This window comes from Bradyrhizobium barranii subsp. apii (assembly GCF_011516635.5).
Taxonomy (GTDB): Bacteria; Pseudomonadota; Alphaproteobacteria; order Rhizobiales; family Xanthobacteraceae; genus Bradyrhizobium; species Bradyrhizobium barranii.
This window is the reverse complement of the sequence record NZ_CP096255.1, coordinates 6,335,558-6,358,306: the sequence shown is the minus strand read 5'-3', so window position 1 is coordinate 6,358,306 and position 22,749 is coordinate 6,335,558. Positions and strand designations below refer to the sequence as shown.

The following is a 22,749-nucleotide window of genomic DNA, read 5'->3' as shown; positions in this document are numbered from 1 at the left end:
CGGAGCGCCATCGGCGCACGGTCAGATCAGATCAGGAGGTCCTCGGGAAAGATGATCAAACGATCGAGCGCGCGCAAGAATGCGCTCTTGAAACGAATAGACGGCCTCCACGCGCAGCTGAATGCGCTCCGCCAGATCGGCAGGAGGTCGCGGCACGTCCACCGCTACATGGTGGCCGACGCACAGCGGGCAGTGGATCGTGGCCTTGCCGCTGCTTTTTTCAGTGTCGGCGGGAGCGGCATTTGCCTCAATAGAGCTGATGCAAAGTTCATGAGCGTCCGCAGCCGCGAGCGGAGAAACGCCTGCGATGAGAATACTGGACAGAATGACATTGAAGGCAAGGCCGTAGGCTGCTGTGAATGCTGCGGCCCATCCGATCCGTCGCTTGAAAGCGAGCTTCGCCATATATCACTCAACTCCTGTGGCAGGCGTACCACACGGAAAGAGCGAATCAAACAAGCAACGTGGGGAGGAGGTCGAGGATTGGCCCTGTGTTGCCCAGCAATCACATTCGGTGGCTCAAATCACCGGTCCGCGCGCTGAGCGGGCAAGCGCAACCGTCCCGAAACCGGCCACAAGTATCAGGAAGAGAAGGATGCGCGACCCGACGCGCCAGTTGACGTCACTTGCCGGTAACTCGATCCAGTGCCAGCGCGGAAGTGCCTCCAGGTCGTCAGCCGTGGTCGCGAGATTGTCCTTGATCCTCGGCGCAAAATGCTCCCGCCAGGAGTTATGAAATACCTCCGTCTGCGTTTTGAAGGCGACGAATCGGCGCGAGTCGGTGCCGGCGATCGCATTCAGCGCCTCGTTGACGAGGATGGCGGGCGACAGAAAGCCCAGCACGTCCACCAGCTTCTGTTGCTGAAGCAGTTGTTGATCGAAGCGCTTGAGCAGGGGCTCGACCTGTTCGTCCACGCGCTGCTTGGCCAGGAAGAATGCGCGCATGCGGGCGGGGACCTCGATGTGCCCATCCTTCACTTGCAGCGATTCAGGGTCCGACGCGTAGCGATAGTCTGCGCTGTAGAGGTTTTCTATTCGAGCAAGGCGTCCGCCGTTACGACACGCGTACGGCTCGCAAGCTCGGTGCGGGATGGCGCCGGACTGACGACGTTGACGACGAGATTGAGCGCGACCGGCAGGATCAGGACGAGCACGGTCCAGATCGCGGCCATGATCAATGCGTTGGCGGAGGACGACCGGCCGGCGGCGTTGACCAGGACTGCCAGCACGAACCAGAACAACGCATAGCTGCCGACGAGCATTGACCATGACAACATGAGCATGACCTGCTCCGCGCCACGCGCCTCGGGACGGATCAGCAGCAGCACCGCGAGCGGCAGCGGGATGGTGACGGCAAGAACGGCGAGCAGGCGCACGAATACCTTCCCGCCGAGGATCGTTACGACCGAGATTGGTTGCGAGCACAGCATGCGCAAGGTGCCTTGCTCGCGCTCCGCAGACAGCAAATTGTAAGCCAGTGCAATCACCAGCAAGGGCAGCACGAACACGATCACGAACGATAGGTCGAAATGACCGCTCAGCAAATTCCAGGGATTCTCGATCTCCGTATCGTACATGAACTGGACTTTGCTCAGATAGGTGATGCGGTAGTAGTTCGGCATCAGGTCCGACTGGCCGACCGAGAGCGCCGCCAGAGCCGCGTTCGGCAGCGTTGCGTGCCGTCCGGCCAGTGTTCCCGCCAGTGCGGCCGGGTTTGCCGGATTCGAGAACGGCACCAGGGCTTCCTTGCCTGCAAGAACCGAGTTCAGCGTTTGCCGATTCTCCGTCTGGGTCTCCCGCTCGTGCTTCACGACGTCGACCAGCATGCGATCGCGCAAGGAAGCCTGGGCGAGCCCAACGAAGAGGCCGCAGCCGACCATGAGGGCCAGGACGGCCGCGACCAGGGGCAAGGTGCCGTCACGGAACATGATCCGCGCTTCATGACGCACGATCAGCCAGAAGGTCGAACGGGGCTGTGAGGAGATCATGCCGGCAGCCTCAGCGCATCAGCGGACGAGAAATGCCATACCGCGCGAGGCCAATCGCGAGGCCGAACGTGATGGCGAGCAGCACGAGCGCGGGCCAATGATGCGTCAACGCGAACGATGCCGGCGGAAGCTGATACTTGAACTGCGGCACAGTTGCCCACAAGCTGGACTGAGCCTTGTAGGTAAAGTGCGCATTGCCGAGCGGGTCGGCATGATCGATCAGGTCCTGGCTGACGATGTCCTGGATCTTGCGGCGCTGCATTTCCGCGGCCGTCGAAAAGTCCCGGTGTTGCGAGAAATCGGTCCCGGCCAGTCCCATGGAGAAATCGCGGAGCGCGATGACGGGGATTGCTATCCCGCCGTATTGCTGCAGGCGCTGCTGGTTCTCGAACGTATCCCAGAGTTTGCCGAAGGTCTTATCGAGCACCCCGTAGCCTGCCTGGTCGTCGACTTTCAGCGCCGCTCCCCATTTGCTCAGGGGCAGTGAAGCGTCCCATTGCGTGCGAACGCCGAAATTGCTGTTCCAGGCTTCGTCGGCGGCCTCGGATATCTCGTGGGATAGATGATCGTTGAAGTCGAGCCGCGACGGTGTTGGATAGACGAGGTTTGCTGCCTCGGACGCGGTGCGCGGTGCGATCAGTGTCGTCGTGACCCAGAAGCCGAGCAGCAGCACGAGCGCCGCGCGCGACGAGCGGGCGAGGGCGGATATCGCGAGCGTCAGGAAAATGTAGAAACCGAGGTAGAGGCCATAACCGGCCGACAACAGCATCATGCGGTATGCGACATCTAGCCGCTCCCCGGCGGGCAGCCGCGCCAGCACGATGGTCGCGAAAGCGAGGCCGAGCGGTACGATGAGAATGCCTACGCAGCCTGCGAGTGCGACGGCCTTGCCCAGCAGCAGGCTGCGGCCGGAAACACCGATACTGAGCAGTTGGCGCAACGTCCCGCGCTCGCCGCTGACCGCATTGAAGCCGACGATGACGATGAGAAGCGGCAGCAGAACCTGGAGGATCCAGGCGGGCGACAGTTCACCGAACCGCTGCAATCCCGTCGCGTCCTGCGCCGGCCTGAACTTGAGCTCGCTCTGGCGGTGCGCCTGAAGCCAGACCGTCGAGCCGACAAACGGCTCGATGCCGGGGTCAAAAACCGCAAGCGGAGGCTCTGGTTTGAAGACGTGCATACCCTGCTCTGCCGCATCGTGCGGATGACGGGGGCCTTGGTTGAGCCAGGCCTGGTAGTCGAGAGCCTGTCCCGCCGTGCGCTCGCTGTTGACTTGCGCCTGCCTGTTCCATCCCGCCGCAGATGCGACAAGCATCAGCGCCATGATCAGAATTGCACCCCAGAGGAGGCGGCCGTCGCGTGAGAGCTCACGCAGGTCTTTGACAGCGATAGTGCGAAACACGTCAGTTCTTCATGTGCTTGAGATAGAGCGCCTCGAGGTCGGCGTGGCTCACGTCCTCGCTCTTGAGCTCGTCGACCAGCCGTCCGCGCTTCATGATTCCGATACGCGTCCCGGTCTGCTTGGCATGGAAGAGGTCGTGTGTGGTCGTCAGGATGGCCACGCCGCTTCTGCTTGCATTGACGAGCAATTCGGAGAATTCGTTTGCGGCCGATGGGTCGAGGCCGGATGTCGGCTCGTCGAGCAGCAGCGCCTTCGCATTCTTGGCGAGTGCGATGGCGATGCCGACCTTCTGGCGCATCCCCTTGGAATAAGTGGCACCCCTGTTGTCGGCCGCGCCGGACGGAAGCCCGGCGGCTTCCAGCAATTCAAGCAGTCTGGGGCGCGCAAGCTGTTCGCCGATCGCGAGCGAGGAGAAGAACGCCAGATTTTCAAGGCCGGTCAGGGGCGCGTAGAGCGTGACCTGCTCCGGAATGTAGGCGAGCAGCCGCTTCGTCTCCAGCGGCTTGAGCGTCACATCCAGCTCTCCGATCTTCAGGTTGCCGGAGGTGGGCTCGATGAAGTTCAGGAACAGATTGACGAGCGTCGTCTTGCCCGCGCCATTCGCGCCGAGAAGACAATAGATGTCGCCGGGTGAAACGCTGAGCGAAACTCCGTCGAGTGCGGTGTTCGCGCCAAATTGTTTTGTCACGTCGATAGCATCAAGCATGAGGTCCCCTAGCGAGCCGTTGTTACGGGGGTGTGAAGGACATCATCTTGTCCGCGCGGATCGAAACAACGAGCGGCCCTCGACACGATCGAACGGCCAAATCGTCAGTATGATGTTTTCTCGTTGACATCATACTCATATAGATGCGCTCATCAAGGCTGTGGGCTGCGTAATCTGGTGGGGCGATAAATGGGCAACGTGTCTTTGCGCGGGTGGTTGAGTTCGACTTCATTTTCTACGCTGCTATGTGTAATCGCTCTAAATCCGGATTGCACATGGGCGCAGGCGGCGTCCCCGTCTCCCGCACGATCGGATTCGGCGACGGCGTTGCCCGCAGTTGTCGTGCAGGTGCCCAAGCAACAGGCAAAGCGCAGGAACGTCTCCACGCGATCGGCGTCCAGTCGGGTGGCACGGCAAGGGCGCGCGCCTGCGAGCGGAACGGCTGCGCCGGCGACCTCGTCCGAGCAGGGGGCGGGAGCAAAGCCGACGCCGCTCAATACGAATGTCGTGGCTCTGGGGGCGAGCCGGCTCGGGCTCACGCCGCGTCAGATACCTTCCTCTGTGGACGTGGTGGGCGCGGAGACGATCCGCGAGCAGGGTTATCACACCGTGTTCGATACCGCGAAGGGAGCGACGGGCGTTACCGCAGTGGACGCACCGAACGATCCTTCGTTCACGATCCGTGGTTTCCAGGGCAACCAGGTCAACGTGATATATAACGGCATCAACATCGGTCCCTCGGGCTTCACGGCCCAGCCGATGGAAACGTTCAACCTCGACCGCGTCGAATTTATCAAGGGGCCGTCGTCGTTGATGTCAGGTCAGGGCGCGGTCGGAGGCGCGGTCAACTACGTTACGAAGGCCCCGCATACCGGAGCGATCCAGAACGAAGCGTTTGTCGGGTTTGATTCCTATGGCAGCTATCGAACGGGCTTCGGGTCGGGCGGCAGCACGAACATCCAAGGCCTGGACTATCGCTTCGACATAAGCCAGTCGGATGTCAATGGATTCATCGACGGGACCGACGCCAGGAATCTCCATGTCTCCGGCCAGCTCGACTATCGCTTGTCGCAGACGTTCAAGGTGTTCGTCGCCGCCGAATACAAGAACTATTATGGTCATGTCTACGAAGGCACGCCGCTGGTCCCAGTCGCTTTCAGCGGGCCCTACGCGACGAGTGGGATCGTATCGGGCACGAAAGTGTCCGATTACAACGGCAGCAATCTCGGCGCCGTCACCGTCGACAGCAGAACGCTCAGCACGAACTACAACGTGCTCGACAATCACAAGAAGGTCGACGAGACGTGGCTGCGTACCGGCTTCGAGTGGAATTTGACGAATGACGTCACCCTCAGGAGCCAGACCTATGAGTACAATTCCAGCCGCGATTGGTACAATAACGAGGTCAGCGCATTCAACACGACCAACAATCTGGTCGATCGCGAGCGCTTCTTCGTGCATCACAACCAGAACACGGTCGGCAACAATACCGACGTGACGTGGAATTCGCGCTTCTTCGGCATGGACAACCGCATGGTGACCGGCGTCGAGGCCTATCATCTTGAATTCACGCGGCCAGCGGCGGCCAACTTCCCGCATGACGTCGTCAGCCTCGTCGACCCCGACCGCGGATATTACGGCTTGCTGACGACGCAGCGGCAGACGGCCACCATCGACAGCGTTGCACTCAATATCGAAGACCGCTTGAAGCTGACGCCGACCTTCGCCCTGATCGGTGGCTTGCGCTACAATCCTTTCATGCTCGATCGCGAGTCGACCAACGCCTTCGGCGCGAACAAGGCCGGCTTCCCTTATTCGACAAACTGGGACCCGGTAACGGGGCGGATCGGCTACACCTGGGAAGCGTTCCAGGGCACGACGTTCTACAGCCAGTACGCAACGGCCAGCGATTTGTCGGGCGGCAGCATCTTCCTCCTAAGTCCGACGCAAAAAGTGACCCTTTCGGACGCGCGCAGTTACGAGACGGGCGTCAAGAACCTGTGGTGGAATGGACGCGCCGAGTGGACCTTCGCGGCTTTCGATATCGAGCGCAGCAACGTCTATACGGCGCAGGCGGGCCAGACTCTCAACATCGCGGGCAAGGTCAAGTCGCAGGGCGTGGAGTTCGCCGCGGCGGTCCGGCCGATCCCCGAGCTCAAGATCTGGGGTAACGTTGCCTATGTCCACGCCCGATATGCGGACTACGATTTCACTGGCGGCTCGTTCTCCGGAAACGCGCCTCCGAACATTCCCGCACTGATTGTCAACGGCGGTGCATCCTATCGCTTCCTCAATCCGGGCTGGCTGCCCGTCGAAGCCGGCTTCTCGGTGCGCCACGTCGGCGACCGCTACACCACGGATGCCAATACGGTGACGATGCTCGCCTATACGACCGCCGACGCCTTTGCGTTTGTCGACATTCCGAAGTCCAGGACGTTCCCGACCTTCGACAACACGCGCGTCACGTTCCGGGTCCGAAACTTCACGGGTACTAAGTATGCGGCGTGGAGCGATCCATTTTATCCGGACCAGGTGTTCCTAGGAGCGAGACGTACATACGAGATCGAGACGTCGTTCAAATTCTGACGGCATCTTCTTCAACTATGATGATCATTTCGGTTCTTTCTATTGATTTGGATGGGCCGGAAGCGCGTTGGGGACGAAGGTCGCAATCGGGCAACTGGCTTCACTATGGGGCAAGGCGCGCGACCCCTATGACCGAGCTAGATATTAAGGCTCAAGGTGGGGAACTCCCACATTCCACAGCGAATACGGGACGGCTATTCAAACGAATCGTTGACACATCGTCGCGAATATCACCACATGTGGGCGTCACGGTTCCGCTGGATCGCAAGATTTAGTGGCTAAGAGGGAAGCCGGTGAACCTCACCTTTGGCGAGGAATTCCGGCGCTGCCCCCGCAACTGTCAGCAGCGAGCTGCTTCCGAACAAGCGTCACTGGTGCGTCCGTGCATTGGGAAGACGGGAAGCGAGCGATGACCTGCGAGCCAGGAGACCTGCCGTGACGATCTGAACGTCCACGGGCGGGGTGTCCGTCGGTCGCTTGCATGCACCGTCCGGCGCTTTGCTGCCGGCGATTCTGCGGCGTCCTTTCCAAAAGCCCCGTTCAAACACAACGCGCGCATCACGGGGCCGATTGATGTCACTGAATCTGCACGACGCGGAAGGCGCTTCCGCACCCATCATCCAGTTGCGTCCACAGTCACTTGCGGCGGCTTCCAGCGAGCCGTCCATGCAGATCATCCGTCGCAACGGAAAGGTCTCGCCGTTCGATTCCGCCAAGATCGCGGTTGCCATGACCAAGGCTTTTCTCGCGGTCGAAGGCACCAGCGCGGTCGCCTCGCGCCGCGTGCATGAGAGTGTCGAGCAGCTCACATCTGAAGTCCTCACCGCGCTGATGCGCCGTGCCGGCGAGGGCCGCACCTTCCATATCGAGGACGTGCAGGACCAGGTAGAGCTCGCGCTGATGCGCAGCGAGCACCACAAGGTCGCGCGTGCCTATGTGCTGTATCGCGAGCAACGATCCCGCCAACGTGCGGAGGAGGCCGCCGCGGAACCCCAGACGGCTGCCGTGCCCGAGCTCCACGTCACACTGGCCGACGGCTCGCGCATCGGGCTCGATACCAAGCGTCTCGCGCTCATCATCGGCGAGGCCTGCGCGGGCCTCGATGGTGTCTCCGCTGCACCCGTGCTGACCGAGACCACCCGCAATCTCTACGACGGCATCAGCCAGGACGAGCTGGCGCTGGCCTCGATCATGGCCGCGCGCACGCTGGTCGAGCAGGAGCCCAACTACGCCTATGTCAGCGCGCGCCTGCTGCTGGACAAGCTGCGCGGCGAGGTGCTGTCCTACGTCCATGGCGTTTCCACCTCCGCGTCGCAGGCCGACATGGCGACGCGCTATGCCGAGTATTTTCCGGCCTATGTGAAAACAGGGATTGCGGCCGAGCTGCTCGATCCTGAACTCGCCCGCTTTGACCTCGGCCGGATCGCGGCGGCGCTGAAGCCCGAGCGTGACCTCAACTTCCAGTTTCTCGGCCTCCAGACGCTCTACGATCGCTATTTCCTGCATGTGCATGGCAAGCGCATTGAATTGCCGCAGGCCTTCTTCATGCGCGTCGCGATGGGCCTTGCCGTGCGCGAGATCGACCGCGAAGGCAAGGCGGTCGAGTTCTACGATCTGCTGTCCTCGTTCGACTTCATGGCTTCGACGCCAACATTGTTCAATTCGGGCACGCTGCGCCCGCAGCTGTCGTCCTGCTTCCTCACCACGGTCTCCGACGATCTCGACGGCATCTTCAAGTCGGTCAAGGACAACGCGCTCCTCGCAAAGTATTCCGGCGGCCTCGGCAACGACTGGACGCCGGTGCGCGGCCTCGGCGCGCACATCAAGGGTACCAACGGCGAAAGCCAGGGCATCATCCCGTTCCTCAAGGTCGCCAACGACACCGCGATCGCGGTCAACCAGGGCGGCAAGCGTAAGGGGGCGGTCTGCGCCTATCTCGAGACCTGGCACGTCGACATCGAGGAGTTCCTCGATCTGCGCAAGAACACCGGCGACGACCGCCGCCGCACCCACGACATGAACACCGCCAACTGGGTGCCTGATCTGTTCATGCAGCGCGTCGATGCCGACGGCGAATGGACGCTGTTCTCGCCGGACGAGACCCCCGATCTGCACGATCTCTATGGATCAGCCTTCAAGACCGCCTATGAGGCGTATGAGGCGAAGGCGAAGGCCGGCGGCCTACGCGTGTTCAAGACGGTGCGCGCGACCGATCTGTGGCGCCGCATGCTGACCATGCTGTTCGAGACCGGGCATCCCTGGATCACCTTCAAAGACCCCTGCAATCTGCGCTCGCCGCAGCGGCACGTGGGCGTGATCCACTCCTCGAATCTCTGCACCGAGATCACGCTGAACACCTCGGCCGACGAGGTCGCGGTCTGTAATCTCGGCTCCATCAACATGCTCGCTCATGTCGGCGCTGCCGACATCGATCAGGCCAAGTTGAAGCGGACGGTCAAGACCGCCGTACGGATGCTCGACAACGTCATCGACATCAATTTCTATACAATCCCGGAGGCGCGGCGCTCCAACATGCGCCACCGCCCGGTCGGCCTCGGCCTGATGGGTTTTCAGGAGGCGCTTCAGGTCCAGCGCATTCCGATCGCCTCGGACGCGGCTGTCACCTTTGCAGATGTCAGCATGGAGGCGATTTCCTATCACGCGATTGAAGCGTCGTCGGATCTCGCTGTGGAGCGCGGGCGTTACCCCAGCTTCGAGGGCTCGCTGTGGTCGAAGGGCATCCTGCCGATCGACTCCATCCAGTTCGTCGCGGAGGCCCGCGGCGGCCTCGACGCCGACCGCTCGTCCACGCTGGACTGGGATCGCCTCCGCAAGAAGGTCACGACGAGCGGCATGCGCAACTCCAACGTCATGGCGATTGCGCCGACCGCGACAATCTCCAACATCTGCGGCGTCTCGCAGTCGATCGAGCCGAACTACCAGAATCTGTTCGTCAAATCGAACATGTCGGGTGACTTCACCGTCGTGAACGAATTCCTCGTGCGCGACCTGAAGGTGAGGGGCCTGTGGGACGAGGTGATGGTCTCCGACCTCAAATATTTCGACGGCAGCGTGGGCCAGATCGACCGCGTGCCGGACGATCTCAAGGCGCTCTATGCGACAGCATTCGAGATCGACAGCGCCTGGCTGATCGAGGCGGCCGCCCGCCGGCAGAAGTGGATCGACCAGTCGCAGTCGCTCAACCTCTACATCGCCAATCCCTCCGGCAAGAAGCTCGACACGCTCTACCGGCTGGCATGGCGGCGCGGCTTGAAAACCACTTATTACCTGCGCTCGCGCAGCGCCACGCACGTCGAGAAGTCGACGCTGAAGGGCACCGACGGCAAGCTCAATGCGGTGTCGGCATCGAGCGTGGTGTCGCACGCCCCGATCATGATCCCGACGGCGGTGGCTCCCGATCTCGACGGCATCAACGCCTGCCGGATCGACGACCCCGAATGCGAAGCCTGCCAGTGAGGACATGACGATGCTCGATTGGTCCGATACCGAAACCACCGCAGTGGCGGCGCCCGCCGCCGCGACCCTCACGACGGCCCTGCGCCCGCAGACCCAGCTCAAGCTCGAGCCGGTCAATCCGAGCGGCCTCGGCACGATCGATCGTGCCGGCGGCCGTGTCTCCGTTGACGAGAAGCGGATGATCAACTGCCGCGCCGACGTCAATCAGCTATTGCCGCTGAAGTACAAATGGGCCTGGGAGAAATATCTCTCCGGCTGCAACAACCACTGGATGCCGACCGAAGTGTCGATGCAGGCCGACATCGCACTGTGGAAGTCGCGGGATGGCCTGACCGAGGACGAACGGCGCGCCATCAAGCGCAATCTCGGCTTCTTCGCGGCCTCCGAATCCCTCGTCGCCAACAACATCGTGCTGGCGGTCTATCGCCATCTCACCAACCCGGAGTGCCGGCAGTATCTGCTGCGGCAGGCCTTCGAGGAGGCGGTTCACACCCACACCTTCCAGTACATCGTGGAAAGCCTCGGCCTCGACGAGGGCGAGCTGTTCAACATGTACCGCGAAGTGCCGTCGATCACCGACAAGGCGGCCTGGGCACTCAAGCACACCCAGCATCTGGACGATCCGTCGTTCCAGACCGGCACGCCCGACAACGACCGCGCCTTCCTGCGCGATCTCGTCGCCTTCTACGTCGTGTTCGAGGGCATGTGGTTCTATACCGGATTCGCGCAGATCCTGTCGCTCGGCCGGCGCAACAAGATGGTCGGCATTGCCGAGCAGTATCAGTACATCCTGCGCGACGAGAGCATTCATCTCAACTTCGGTATCGACGTAATCAACCAGATCAAGACCGAGAACCCGCATCTGTGGACTGCTGAGTTCCAGGACCAGCTCCGCGGCATGATCCGCGAGGCTGCCGAGCTCGAAGCCGCATACGGCCGCGACACTATGCCCCGCGGCTTCCTCGGCCTCAACGCGGCGCTGTGCGAGCAATACATGCACTTCATCGCCAACCGCCGCTGCGCCCAGATCGGCCTCGCGCCGGTCTTCGCGGACGTCGACAACCCGTTCCCGTGGATGTCGGAGGCGATGGACCTGAAAAAGGAGAAGAACTTCTTCGAGACCCGGGTCATCGAGTATCAGAACGGCGGTGCGTTGAACTGGGAGTGATCGCAAGACCGCACACAAGGTACGCATCTCTGGATGTCGCATGATCGACCTTTGACCCTGCTTCGGCTGATCCTCTCAGCCGGTGAAGCCTTTCCGTCGGCTTTCGACCATGAGGGCAGAATAACAACTACGTGGCGGCCCCGCCCTGCAGCGGTGTGGGGCCAAGGATCGCTTGGCGGGGCCACCACGCGATTTAACCGCGCATAACGGAACAGCTCCGTTCGCAGACCGGCTAAAACGACAAATCATGCGCTGACGAGATACATCGGCGACGCTCAAAATTCATATCGTAGCGGTCTTGGAGCTGGATCCGTTCTGGATAATCGACCACATCGACATCTAGCCAGTTAAGAGTTCTGCATTCGGTTATCCTGCCCGTCGCCGCGTCGTTCAGCGTGCAGACAGGCTGGCGATATAGCTTCGCCAGCCGCCGAATTCCGAGACATCCTTGGCGCCGATAATTCCTTCGGATTCTACGATGAAACCCTTGGGCGACGTCCCATCGGCAAGCCGCGTCGTCCCGATACCGAGCGGTGCTGGAACGCCAGTGATGAAGTTGCCAAGACCTTCCGCCGATATGCCCCGGACCTCCGTCGCGATCTGCGATCCGGTGCCGTCGGCCACTCGCATCAACCCGGGTCGAAAGGGCGGCCCACCCGCTAGGGCAAACAGCTTATAATCCTTCGTGGTCGGACCGGCTCGAAGGAATCTGGCGTTGCGGCTGGTGAGTTCGTGATTGAGCGGCATGCCGGACAGGTGCGCGCCAACGACAACAAGCTCGATCTCGCCCGGTCCGGCCTTCGCAAGGGCCTCGACTGTTGGCGGGACTTCGTCACGGGGTGGCGCCGATGCTTTTGGCCGAGGCCGCATGCAGCCGTTCGCCAAGTGCGGCGAGGAGTCCGTCGCGACCACGCGGCGCAATCAGCGTGACACCCGAAGGAAAGCCGTCCGAACGGAACCGGCTCGGAATAGCCAGCGCGCAGAGGTCGAGAAGATTGACGAAGTTTGTATAGGTCCCAAGTTCGCTATTGGGTCCGAAGGGGTCGGCGGCGAGTTCGCCGACCTCGCGTGGCCGCGGGTAGGTCGGAACGACGAGAACATCGACGTGCGACCAAATTCCGTCCGCGGCCCGCGGCAGTTCTGCCAACCGATACATGCCGGCAAATGCATCGACCGCCGACAAGGCGGTCGCCGCCTCGATGATTTTGCGCGTCGCCGGGTGCAGAGCGTGGGGCTGGGCTGCGATCATGTCCCAGACCGAATGACAGCGTTCTGCCACCCACGGGCCGCTGTAGAGCAGATGCGCGACATCGAATAGCGCCGTCATATCGACCGGTGTCGGCTTTGTGCTGCCAGTCACGGATGAAAGATCCGCGAGTGCGGCGTCGAAGGCGGCTTCCGAGATCAGGTCGCCGGCAAAGCGACGGCTACCGGCATCCGGAACACCGACGCGCAATCCCGGCGGCAACGCCCCAGGCGGCAGCGGCACCGGGAGCGATCTGGAGTAGGCGTCCTTCGGATCAAAGCTCGCCATTACTCGGAATGCGCGATCGGCATCGGCGACCGTGCCCGCGAAAACCGAGATCGTATCGAGCGTCCGGCAGGCCGGTACGACGCCGGAGCCGGACACGGTGGCGACGGCTTCAGACCTACAATGTTGTTTAGGCCGGCAGGCACCCGGCTTGAGCCGGCCGTGTCCGTCCCGAACGCGAACGTTACGATGCCGTGGGCGACCGCAACGGCCGAGCCTGCGCTCGATCCGCCCGGAACATAGCCGGCGTGGAAGGCGTTCCTTGGCGCCGGGTATGGGGGCCGGATGCCGACGAGTCCGGTCGCGAATTGGTCGAGATTTGTCTTGCCGATCAGCAGGGCGCCTGCATCGAGTAGCCTTTGCACGGCGAATGCCGTCGTCGCAGCCGTGTAAGCGAATTCCGGGCAACCCGCCGTTGTCGACATTCCAGCAACATCGATATTGTCCTTGACAGCAAATGGCACGCCCCACAGCGGATATCTTGCCGGATCGAATGTGGGCAACGCGCCCGCCGCTGCGGATACGGTATCCTCCGGCACGAGCGCGATGAGGGTATGGCCCCGCCCACTTTGCAATCATTTTCGCTAACGGTTTGGTGTTTCGCCCGGTCGCCTGCGCTGATGGCGGGTGGCACATGGCAAGCAGTTTGTAGGTCTCCTAATCTTGATCGAAAGCGAGAGTCCGGCGAACGAAAGCCTGCCTCTAGGTCACACGCGGGCACCGTGCCAGTAAGGAGTCCGGCGGCGCTTCTTGCCGCGCGCTGGAAGTGACTGTCAGTGCGACCAATCTGCTCAACGAAAAATATGTCTTCGCCTGCCCTCCGCCAACCAACGCTCCTGGGGAAGCGCTCGAACGAGCGTGGCCACGGCTTCCTTGAGGTCGTGACGAGCGCGCAACCGACCTGAGGATCGGGCATGAAGCACGTGACGGACATCCAGATACGACAATACGCGGTCGAATTCGGTACGCGTCTGACCGACGTGCAGAGGAAGTTGCGCGAAGAAACCCTGGCGCTGCCCGAGGGCAATATGGTGACATCGCCCCCTGCCGGCCAGTTGCTCGCGTTCTTGATGAAGACAATCGGTGCGAAGCGGGTGCTGGAGATCGGCACCTACACCGGCTACAGCGCGCTTGCCATGGCGCTCGCGCTGCCACTGGACGGTCGGCTCATTACGCTGGATGCCAGCGAGGAATGGACGGCGATCGCACGCAGTTACTGGCGGAAGGCTGGGGTGGCAGACCGCGTCGCGCTTAAGCTCGGTGATGCCATCACCTCGCTCGAGCGCCTCCTTGCCGATGAAGGCGAGGGAGCGTTCGATTTCGTCTACATCGATGCCGATAAGGAAAATTACGACACCTATTACGAGTACAGCCTGCGTCTCATCCGGCCGGCCGGGCTGATTTGCTTCGACAACGTGTTCTGGGGGCGATCGGTCGCCGATCCTCAAGACCACAGCTCGGAGACCGTGGCTATGCGCCGTCTCAATGTGGGAATCCGTGACGATGAGCGGGTCGACATGTCCATGTTGCCGCTTGGCGACGGCATGACCCTGGTTCGCCGCCGAGCCTGAGCGGCTGCTGGTGGATCGGTATCGAGGTGACGCGACGGACGCTCAACAGCTTCGCGACCGCACCGCTTACAGGAACGTGCCGGATCGATTGACGATCATCGAGGCGATGTCGGGGGGCAACAGATATTCCATCCACAACAAACACCGGAGCGCAGCATGGCAACTCCACTTATCTGGATAGACGACGAGGTGCAGGCGGAGCCTGCGCTCGCCCGTCCAATTCCCTTTGTCTTGAAGACGGCCGGCGAGACGATGCTCGCGCTCGGGCAGATTGCGACCCTGGGCGATGGTGCGCTTGCCAACCTTGCGGAGCTCACGGCCGATTTCTTCGACAAGCAAACGGAAGGGCCGGATGTTCTCGTCGGCGCTCTGCCATTCGATCCAAAGCAGCCATCATATCTTGTTCAGCCCGAACGCGTTCTTCGCGTCCAGGGAAAGCATGACATCGGTGCCATCCCCGGTCTCGGCGGTGGCGCATCATCGCACGCGGTCGCTTCCAGGGTCCTGTCGGTCGATCCGGACCCCTCTGCCGCCGAGTTTGCCAACGCAGTTGCCGTCGCACTCGACCAGTTGAACGCGCCGAGCGCCACCTTGCGCAAGGTTGTGCTGTCGCGCAGCCTGAAGGTGACCGCGAACCGCGATTTCTCCGCGGCCGACCTCATGCGCAAGCTTTCCGCGGATGAAAGTGTCACGGTCTTTGCGACCCCTTTGCCGGCAAGTTCGCATCGGCTCCGCAGCCTCATCGGCGCAACGCTGGAACTCCTTCTCGAGAAGCGGGGCGGGCATGTCGTCTCTCATCCGCTCGCGGGCTCGGCCCGTCGCCATCGTGACACGGAGGAGGACCGCAAGGCTGGTGCCCGACTTCTCGCCTCCGACAAGGATCGCCGCGAGCATGCAATGGTGGTCGATTCCATTCTGGACATCCTCGCGCCGTATTGCGCCGATCTTTCAGCGCCCGAGGGCACCTGTTTGCCGGCAACGGCAAGCATGTGGCATCTCGGCACGCGTATCGTCGGTCAGCTCAAGGACGCTTCGCTGTCATCAGCCCATTTCGCCGGCCTCCTGCATCCGACGCCGGCGGTTTGCGGCCTGCCGCGCAATCTCGCAAACGACCAGATCGTGAAACTCGAGCCCTATGATCGCGAGTTCTACGCCGGCGCCGTCGGCTGGTGCGACTCGGCGGGCGACGGGCGCTGGCATGTATCCATCCGTTGCGCCGAACTCGACGGCAATCACGCGCGGCTCTATGCCGGCGCCGGCATCGTGCCGGGGTCTACGCCGGCGGGCGAGCTGATCGAGATCTCCGCCAAGTTCCGTGCAATGCTGGACGCCTTCGGCATTGATAGCGGCAGGTTTGACGAGTGAGGCCCGCCATGCTGGAGCTGAAGCAAGTCTGGCCGGAGCAATACGCTCTGCGCTACCGCGAGAAAGGCTATTGGCGCGGAGAAACCATGTTCGGCTTCCTCGCGCAGCGCACCCGTGAGACCCCCGATCATATTGCCGTCATCGGCGGCGGGCAGCGATGGACCTATGCGGGGCTGCTCGAGCGAGCTAATGAAAACGCCGCCCGCTTCCTCGCGCTCGGGCTTCGTCCCGGCGAACGGGTTGTGGTGCAATTGCCGAACATACCGGAATTCCTGTCCGTCGTTTTCGCGCTTTTCCGTGCCAATCAATTTGTCCGGTTCTGGCTGACCAGCACGCCAGCCTTGCCGGATACAGCATTAGCAGCAGCGCAGACCAAAGGACGCGAGCGCTATGAGGGTTTTGTCGAAGCGCTCGGCCGCCGCCTCGCGCGCAGGCGCCGTCTCGCCGATGAAGTCAGCCAGGACGTGGCCGCTGTTGGCGGTGGTCAGCGCTCTGATCCAGCGGGCGTTGGCACACCAGGAGATTCATCACCTGCATAGCGCAAGTGAAAGGCAAAGGGTCACACGTTAGAATCGTGCCGGGTGCACTATTTGGTACTCATCCGCGAACTCTCAGCTGCGGAGGCGCCTTCGGTGAGTGCCGCTCTTTCAAGTATCTGGAGCGTCAACGCCAATAACATCACAGGTAGCAAGTTCTGCAGCCTCCGCCGCATTGCAACTCGTGTCCGCAGCAGTCGCCGCCTATCATCGAATCACCGCAATTTCGGAGGTTGGGCTCCCACCGAACCATCTTCCTCGATCTCCGACGGTGGATTGTCGGACGGTATGAGCGACTTGCCGTCGCGTTATTCTGCAGGCCGCGTACGACAGGTCGCCAATCAGCGCGGGGCTTGCTGTCAGCCCTCCTTCCACAAAACGCCCCTGCATCCTAGATCGTCCACCTCAAAGCAGGATCGCAGATCGAAATTTCGAAATTCGTGGATCGGCTGTCTGGAAAAACCCCTCCGGCGGGCCAGCAAAGCGAATGCTGCCATCATCCATGAACACGACGCGGTCCGCGATTTCGCGCGCAAACGCCATCTCGTGCGTGACGATCAGCATAGTCATGCCACTGGCGGCAATCTCGCGTAACACGGTTAAAACCTCACTGCGCAATTCCGGATCAAGCGCCGAGGTCGGCTCGTCGAACAGCATGACTTGCGGTCGCATCGCAAGTGACCTGGCGATGGCAACCCGTTGCTTCTGGCCGCCGGACAGCGTGGCCGGATATTCGGCGGCTTTGTGGGCCAGTGCCATCCGATCCAGCAGATTCATTGCCTCCGCCTCCGCCTCTCGCCTCGTCATGCGCTTCACGCTGACCAATCCTTCGGCAACGTTCGCCAGCGCTGTCATGTGCGGAAACAGATTGAAGGACTAAAAGACCATCGCCGTTTTGGCGCGGATGGCCCGGGTGACGGCAATCTCCTCTCGTTCCTGTCGGGCAGCGCTGTCGAAGGTGAGCGCGTGGCCACAGACGCTGATCCGGCCGGCAGTCGGCCGTTCGAGCAGATTGATCGTGCGCAGCAACGTCGATTTGCCCGATCCCGATGGTCCCACGAGCACGACCACCTCGCCCGTTGACACCTCGAGATCGATACCATGAAGCACCTCGGCGGAGCCGAAGCGCTTGACGAGCCCCGAAATGGAAACAGCCCTCTGCTCGGTCATGCGAGATGCTTCGACAAGTGTTGCTCGACCAGCATCTGGACCACGGTCAGAAGCTGATTGATGATCCAGTAGATCGCGCCGGCTATCAGGAACATTTCCAGATAGCGAAAGCTAGCGGCGCCGACCTGCTCGGCCACGCGGGTCACTTCGACCACAGTGATGGCCGATGCCAGCGAGGTATCCTTCATCAGCGCGATCAGGCGACTGCCAAGCGGGGGCAGGGCGATGCGCAGCGCCTGTGGCAAGATGATGCGCGTGATCGCCCTGCGTCGGTCCATTCCGAGCGAGTCAGCAGCCTCCCATTGCCCCTTGTCGACGGACAGGATACCGGCACGGAAATTTTCGCTCAGATAGGCCGCGGAGAACAGCGTCAACGCCGCGATAGCCGACGGCAGAGGATCGAGCGCGAGACCGAGGCGCGGCAGTCCGAAATATATCAGCAGGATCTGTACGAGCAGCGGTGTGCCGCGAAAGATCGAGACATAGGCGAAGGCGAGCCATCGTAGGCCGCGGGCGGTCGATAGGCGGAGGAAGGCGACCCCAAGGCCCAGCAGGCTGCCGAGGCAGAAGGAGGATAAGCCTAGGAACAGCGTCATCGGTACGGCTTCCTCGAGCAGCGGCCAGGCCCGGACCAACAGATCCATCATGGCTTTGGAACTGACTGTTCGGCCTTCGCTTTCGCAATGGCTTCGGACATCTTGTAATCGTGGCCGATGATCTTTTCGCCGAGTCGGTCGATCGTGCCGTCAGCGATCATCTCCAGAATGGCTTTGTCGATCGCTGCCTTGAGCGCGGTCTCGCCTTTGCGGATCGCCGGCGCCGACAGCTGGTACGTGAGGGGGCCGCCGATCTCGATGACGCCGAGATTGGTCGCCTGTGCATAGCGGAGGCCGCCAAAATGCGAGATGATGGTAGCTTCGACACGGCCGAAGCCCAGGTCCTGAAAGATGAAGCTGCCGTTCTCGTAGCCGGCTATCTTTGCCTGCGGGATGTTTGCGCGCGCCCAGGACTCGTTGGTCGTTCCGGTGGTGACGCCGACGGTTCTGCCCTTCAGGTCGTCGAGACCTTTGATGGACGTGTTGCCGGTCTTGACGAAGATGCGGAAGTCCTCGACCCCATAGGCTTCGGCGAAGTCGACCAGCTTGGCGCGCTCCGGCGTCGGGGGCAGATCATTGAAAACGGCATCGTATTTGTTGGCGCGCAGCCCTTCGATGAAGTTCTTGAAGCTGTCACCAATAAACACGACGTTTGCGATCCCGAGCCGCTGTCCCACTTCTTTCGCGATCTCGACATCGTAGCCGGCAGCCTTGTTGTCGCTGCCGAGATAAGTCCAGGGCGCGCTGGTCAGCGTGACCCCGACTCGCATGGTGCCAGAGGCTCGCAACTCAGCGAGCCTGCCATCGTCGGCGTGCGTGGCTTTCAACCCGTCAAGACTGATTATGGTGGCGATCATCATCATCAGGGCGGCACGAAAAGTCATGAGAGTATCCTCGACTGATTGCAGGGAGCTGACTTCGTCTGATTTTACGCTGCGGCAGTGGCTGTGAGAAAGCTCTCGAGGTCGGACCATAGCTCGCCGGGCTCTTCAAGGCCGACGCTGATGCGCACCACGGATTCGGATGGATCCCATGGGCGCACGGTCCGGTCGCCCGTGACGTTCATCGGCGCGATCAGGCTGCGCGTGCCGCCCCAGGATGCGCCGATCGCGAATACGCGAAGCGCCGCCATCGCCGGGTAGATCCGATCCTTGAACTCCGATTTCAGGACGATGCTGAACACAGCGCTGGAGCCGACAAAATCGCGCTTCCACAGTTCGTGGCCGGGACAGGACCGGAGTGCCGGATGTAGCACACGGCTGACGACGGGCGAGGCTTGTAGGCGCTCTGCAAATTCCATCGCGATGCGGCCGGTGTGGGCCATGCGCACGCCCATGGTCTCGATGCCGCGCAGCGCCAGCGATGCCTCATCTGGCGAGACGCCGATGCCGACCATCCGCAACACGTCCTTCAGCGCCTTGCGTAAGGCAAGGTCCTTCACCGTGATCGAGCCGAGCAGGAGGTCGGAATGACCGCCGACATATTTCGTCAGCGCCTCGACGGCGAAATCCACACCATGGGCGAGCGGCTTGAATAGCAACGGCCCGGCCCAGGTGTTGTCGCAGCCGGTCAGCACACCCTTGGCTTGAGCGATCTTCGCGATCGTCGGCACGTCCTGCACCTCCATCGTGCCCGAGCCTGGCGACTCCATCCAGATCAGCCGCGTTTGGTCATCGATGAGTTCCGAAATGCCTGCACCGATCAGCGGATCATAGACCCCAAAGGCAATGCCGCGCGGCGTGAGATAGTCCTCGCAGAATTTGCGCACCGGCGGATAGACCGTATCGGGGATGAGCACCTTCTGTCCCGGAAGCAGCATTGCCAGCATCGTCACGGCGACTGCGGCCTGTCCGGAGGGGACGAGCACGGTGCGGACGCCGCCGTGAAGCGCCGTGAGTTGCGCCTCGAGCGTGCGCGTAGTCGGCGTGCCGTGCAGGCCGTAGGTATAGCCGTCGAGCCCGCGCTCTGAACGCCGCGCAAAGGACTGCGGATCGTCGTAGACGATCGTCGAGGCGCGGTATGTCGGCACTGCGAGCGAGGAAAAGCCTTCATGGGATATGGGGGGATGCTGAACGCAGCGTGTCAGGTCGTGCATGGAAACCTCATTTGGAATCGCCAAAGCGTAGCGGTCTGCGCTATGCTTACAATTGAAGTAAAGGCATCCATGTATGCGTTGAAATTATAGGGGGCTTTGTGCACTATCGCCAGATCGAGACGTTCCGGGCAGTCATCTTGACGGGCTCCGCGTCGCGCGCGGCGGAGCTGCTCGACATCACGCAGCCAGCCGTCAGCCGCGCCATTGCCGAACTGGAGCGCTCCGTCGGCTTTTCCTTGTTTGATCGCTCGGGCGGGCGGCTGTCACCGACCGCAGAAGCCCGGCTGCTGTTCGCTGAGGTCGACAGAACCTTCGTCGGTCTCGACAAGATCCGTGCCGAAGCAGCGCGAATCCGCGATTTTGGCGCCGGGGCCATCCGCATCGCATCACTCTCGGCTCTCGCGAACACGCTGATCCCGAAGGCGATCCACGCCTTCAACAAGCGTCATCCGGGCGTCCCGGTCACGCTGCAGATCCGCGCGTCGTCCGTGGTGCGCGAACTGGTCGCTTCCGGCAGCTTCGATCTCGGCATTGCGGCGGATGAAGTCGATCTGATCGGCGTCCATCATGAACATTTTGGCAGCAGTCATGCCCTCTGCGCGCTACCGCCGGATCATCCGCTCGCCTTCAAGGATGTCATCACGCCGGAGGACATGGACGGCCGGCCGTTCGTTGCGCTCGCACCGGAAGACAAGGCGCGTCAGCGCCTCGAAGCGGTTCTCGCCAAGTGCGGCGTTCGTCTCCGAATTATCGTTGAAACGCCCAGTTCGAGCACCGTCTGCGCGCTGGTCCTGGCCGGCGTCGGGATCGGCATGGTCAATCCGAGCGCGGCAGCCGGCTTCACGGCACTCGGGCTGACCACTCGGCCGATGCGACCGACGGTGGAATTCCACAAGGTTCTGCTGTTCCGCGACAACAGTCCTCAATCGCGGCTGCATCGCTCGTTCATCGCCGAGTTGCGCCGTGTGGCGCCTCAATTCGGCATCAAGTTGAAGGGCTAAGGGGTCTTCGCTGGCGAGGGCGCGGTGACCGTCTTGAGCACGCCGTAAAAGAATGTTTCGCCTTGCCGGAGCGCATCGATGCCGACGCGTTCGTCGTCGCCATGGATACGGCTCGCACTCACCGGATCGGATGGCACCGCACCGATGCCATAGACCGGCACGCCGCGCCGGCGCCAGGGCGTGGCGTCGGTGCTGGCAACCAAGAGAGTCGGCAGTACAGTGACGCCAGGCCATGTCTTGCCGGCGCTGTCCTGGAGCGCGGAAAAGAGCGCCGTATGCAGATTCGAAGGAGCCATCTGGGAATACATCGCGTAGAAGCCGGCAATTTCCGATTTGGGCCGGGCGCTAACGATCTCGATCTCGATCCCGGGATTGCCGATGACTTTCCTTACCTCGGCGATGAAATTGTCGACGGTCACTCCCGGCAGCAGACGCGCATTGAGCACGGCTTCGGCATCACCAGGGATGACGTTGGGCTTCTGTCCCGCATTCAGCATGGTGACCACCAGCGTGTTGCGGAGCAGTCCCTCGACGCCCCAGCCACCTGGATCCTTGGCGATCAAGTCACGCGCTGCCGCTAATTGCGCGGCTTCATCGTTGGCAGCGAGGAGGCGGCGGATGGTGCTAGCAAGCGGTTCAGAGCTCAGCGCTGCCGTTTTGTCGAGGTAGCTGCGGATCTCCGGAGAAAGCTGAATCGCGGTCTCGTAGGACTGCAATTTTACCAAGGCACTGATCAGCTGTCCGTTGGCCGAATTGGTGATCGGTATTGGCCGTGACGAATGGCCGGACGGCCCGTGGGCCCTCAGCTTGAGATTGAGCGTCAGCTTGTCCGCGTAGGTGACGTGGAGCTCGTGCACTTTGCCATCGGAGCCAAGAACTGTCCGGCCGCCCTCGTTGAGCGAAAACTCCGCATCGATCTTGTCCCAGTAGTGGTCGGCGAGCCAGTTGGTGTTGTACTGGCCCTGTTCCTCGTCGGCCTCGGCCAGGAAGATGACGTCCCTGGAGCGTGGGCTAGGATCCCTGGCCAGCTTCAGGATGGCCTGCGCGTAGACCGCGACCGAGCCCTTGTTGTCCAGTGCACCGCGGCCGTAAATGAAGCCGTCCTTCTCGACAGCTGCGAACGGCTCGACGCTCCAGCGCTCGCGCTGCACCGGTACGACATCGGTGTGAGCGGCCAGCAGCACGGGACGCTCATGGCCATTCCCCTTGAGCCTTGCGATGAAATGCGCGGCCTGGCCGTTGGGAGCGAGAATGGTCTCGTTGGGGATATCGGCCGCGTCGAACACGGACTTCAAATAGGCCGCTACGGGGCGGGTGTCGCCGGGCGCATTCGTCGTATCGAAGCGGATGAGCGTCTTGATCATGTCGATGACGTCGCCTCCTGAAGAAGGGACATCTTCCGCGCCGGCACTTTGCGGGAGCAACAACCCAAGCCAAAGGGCCAACGCTGACAGGAGGCGAGAGGTGTCTATAGGCATTTTAACGTGTCTCGGCTGCGGTTGCCCTGATTGCGTTTCCTTAGCTTGGTTCAAGAGATCGGCGCACGCAATGCAGACG

General features: G+C 61.9%; 16 protein-coding genes, 2 pseudogenes and 1 riboswitch. Of the genes and pseudogenes, 7 read left to right on the top strand and 11 right to left on the bottom strand.

What is annotated here, in order from left to right; all coding sequences use genetic code 11:
- Positions 1–21 precede the first annotated feature (21 nt).
- From HAP41_RS30385 to HAP41_RS30365, 5 genes are all read right to left on the bottom strand, one after another.
- Positions 22–405, bottom strand: coding sequence for a DUF2946 family protein (locus tag HAP41_RS30385; protein WP_166093632.1), 384 nt, complete (start codon positions 403–405; stop codon positions 22–24).
- 114 nt (positions 406–519) lie between these two features.
- Complete coding sequence (locus HAP41_RS30380; protein WP_166093653.1) at positions 520–945, bottom strand: DUF3526 domain-containing protein; 426 nt, start codon at positions 943–945, stop codon at positions 520–522.
- Between the two features lie 86 nt (positions 946–1,031).
- On the bottom strand, positions 1,032–1,988 hold the full coding sequence (locus HAP41_RS30375; RefSeq protein ID WP_166093658.1) for an ABC transporter permease: 957 nt from the start codon (positions 1,986–1,988) through the stop codon (positions 1,032–1,034).
- Positions 1,989–1,998: 10 nt separating this feature from the next.
- Positions 1,999–3,390 (bottom strand): ABC transporter permease subunit, encoded by a 1,392-nt coding sequence (locus HAP41_RS30370; RefSeq protein WP_166093665.1) that lies wholly within the window; start codon positions 3,388–3,390, stop codon positions 1,999–2,001.
- Position 3,391: 1 nt separating this feature from the next.
- Positions 3,392–4,096 carry an ABC transporter ATP-binding protein gene (locus HAP41_RS30365; protein ID WP_166093673.1) on the bottom strand — a complete coding sequence of 235 codons (705 nt, stop codon included), beginning with the start codon at positions 4,094–4,096 and terminating at the stop codon, positions 3,392–3,394.
- A gap of 189 nt (positions 4,097–4,285) precedes the next feature.
- On the opposite strand from HAP41_RS30365, the gene HAP41_RS30360 reads away from it, so the two are divergent.
- The 3 genes from HAP41_RS30360 to HAP41_RS30350 all read left to right on the top strand — a co-directional run bounded on the left by HAP41_RS30360 (position 4,286) and on the right by HAP41_RS30350 (position 11,327).
- Positions 4,286–6,682, top strand: coding sequence for a TonB-dependent receptor (locus HAP41_RS30360; protein WP_166093677.1), 2,397 nt, complete (start codon positions 4,286–4,288; stop codon positions 6,680–6,682).
- A gap of 232 nt (positions 6,683–6,914) precedes the next feature.
- Positions 6,915–7,134, top strand: a riboswitch (cobalamin riboswitch).
- 121 nt (positions 7,135–7,255) lie between these two features.
- Positions 7,256–10,159: a ribonucleoside-diphosphate reductase subunit alpha gene (locus HAP41_RS30355; RefSeq protein WP_166093681.1), complete on the top strand. Its 2,904-nt coding sequence runs from the start codon at positions 7,256–7,258 to the stop codon at positions 10,157–10,159.
- Between the two features lie 10 nt (positions 10,160–10,169).
- Entirely contained in the window at positions 10,170–11,327 is a 1,158-nt protein-coding gene (locus tag HAP41_RS30350) for a ribonucleotide-diphosphate reductase subunit beta (RefSeq protein ID WP_166093687.1), read from the top strand.
- 390 nt (positions 11,328–11,717) lie between these two features.
- Here HAP41_RS30350 and atzF read toward each other — a convergent pair.
- A pseudogene (gene atzF / locus HAP41_RS30345) lies at positions 11,718–13,406 on the bottom strand (allophanate hydrolase); the annotation flags it as partial.
- 366 nt (positions 13,407–13,772) lie between these two features.
- Here atzF and HAP41_RS30340 point away from each other — a divergent pair.
- The 3 genes from HAP41_RS30340 (at position 13,773) to HAP41_RS30330 (ending at position 16,333) form a co-directional block, all read left to right on the top strand.
- Positions 13,773–14,429: an O-methyltransferase gene (locus HAP41_RS30340; protein ID WP_166093693.1), complete on the top strand. Its 657-nt coding sequence runs from the start codon at positions 13,773–13,775 to the stop codon at positions 14,427–14,429.
- A gap of 156 nt (positions 14,430–14,585) precedes the next feature.
- On the top strand, positions 14,586–15,794 hold the full coding sequence (locus tag HAP41_RS30335; RefSeq protein WP_206706244.1) for an isochorismate synthase: 1,209 nt from the start codon (positions 14,586–14,588) through the stop codon (positions 15,792–15,794).
- Positions 15,795–15,802: 8 nt separating this feature from the next.
- Positions 15,803–16,333 (top strand): AMP-binding protein, encoded by a 531-nt coding sequence (locus HAP41_RS30330; RefSeq protein ID WP_166093700.1) that lies wholly within the window; start codon positions 15,803–15,805, stop codon positions 16,331–16,333.
- A gap of 402 nt (positions 16,334–16,735) precedes the next feature.
- On the opposite strand, the pseudogene HAP41_RS30325 reads toward HAP41_RS30330, so the two are convergent.
- The 4 genes and pseudogenes from HAP41_RS30325 to HAP41_RS30310 form a co-directional block, all read right to left on the bottom strand.
- A pseudogene (locus HAP41_RS30325) lies at positions 16,736–17,500 on the bottom strand (amino acid ABC transporter ATP-binding protein).
- The gene (locus HAP41_RS30320; protein WP_166093710.1) at positions 17,497–18,144 is read right to left on the bottom strand and encodes an amino acid ABC transporter permease; all 648 of its coding nucleotides are present in this window, start codon (positions 18,142–18,144) and stop codon (positions 17,497–17,499) included. Before HAP41_RS30320 ends, HAP41_RS30325 begins: the two are co-directional and overlap by 4 nt.
- Entirely contained in the window at positions 18,144–18,959 is an 816-nt protein-coding gene (locus HAP41_RS30315) for a transporter substrate-binding domain-containing protein (protein WP_206706243.1), read from the bottom strand. The genes HAP41_RS30320 and HAP41_RS30315 overlap by 1 nt, the downstream gene beginning before the upstream one ends.
- Before the next feature lie 65 nt (positions 18,960–19,024).
- Positions 19,025–20,191: a trans-sulfuration enzyme family protein gene (locus HAP41_RS30310; protein WP_166093713.1), complete on the bottom strand. Its 1,167-nt coding sequence runs from the start codon at positions 20,189–20,191 to the stop codon at positions 19,025–19,027.
- A gap of 137 nt (positions 20,192–20,328) precedes the next feature.
- Here HAP41_RS30310 and HAP41_RS30305 point away from each other — a divergent pair, with 137 nt between their 5' ends.
- The gene (locus HAP41_RS30305) at positions 20,329–21,192 is read left to right on the top strand and encodes a LysR substrate-binding domain-containing protein (protein WP_175618058.1); all 864 of its coding nucleotides are present in this window, start codon (positions 20,329–20,331) and stop codon (positions 21,190–21,192) included.
- On the opposite strand, the gene HAP41_RS30300 is transcribed toward HAP41_RS30305, so the two are convergent.
- A complete protein-coding gene (locus HAP41_RS30300; RefSeq protein ID WP_166093749.1) occupies positions 21,189–22,724 on the bottom strand; it encodes a M20/M25/M40 family metallo-hydrolase in 1,536 nt (511 codons plus the stop codon). The two genes, HAP41_RS30305 and HAP41_RS30300, sit on opposite strands and share 4 nt — an antisense overlap.
- Between the last annotated feature and the right edge of the window lie 25 nt (positions 22,725–22,749).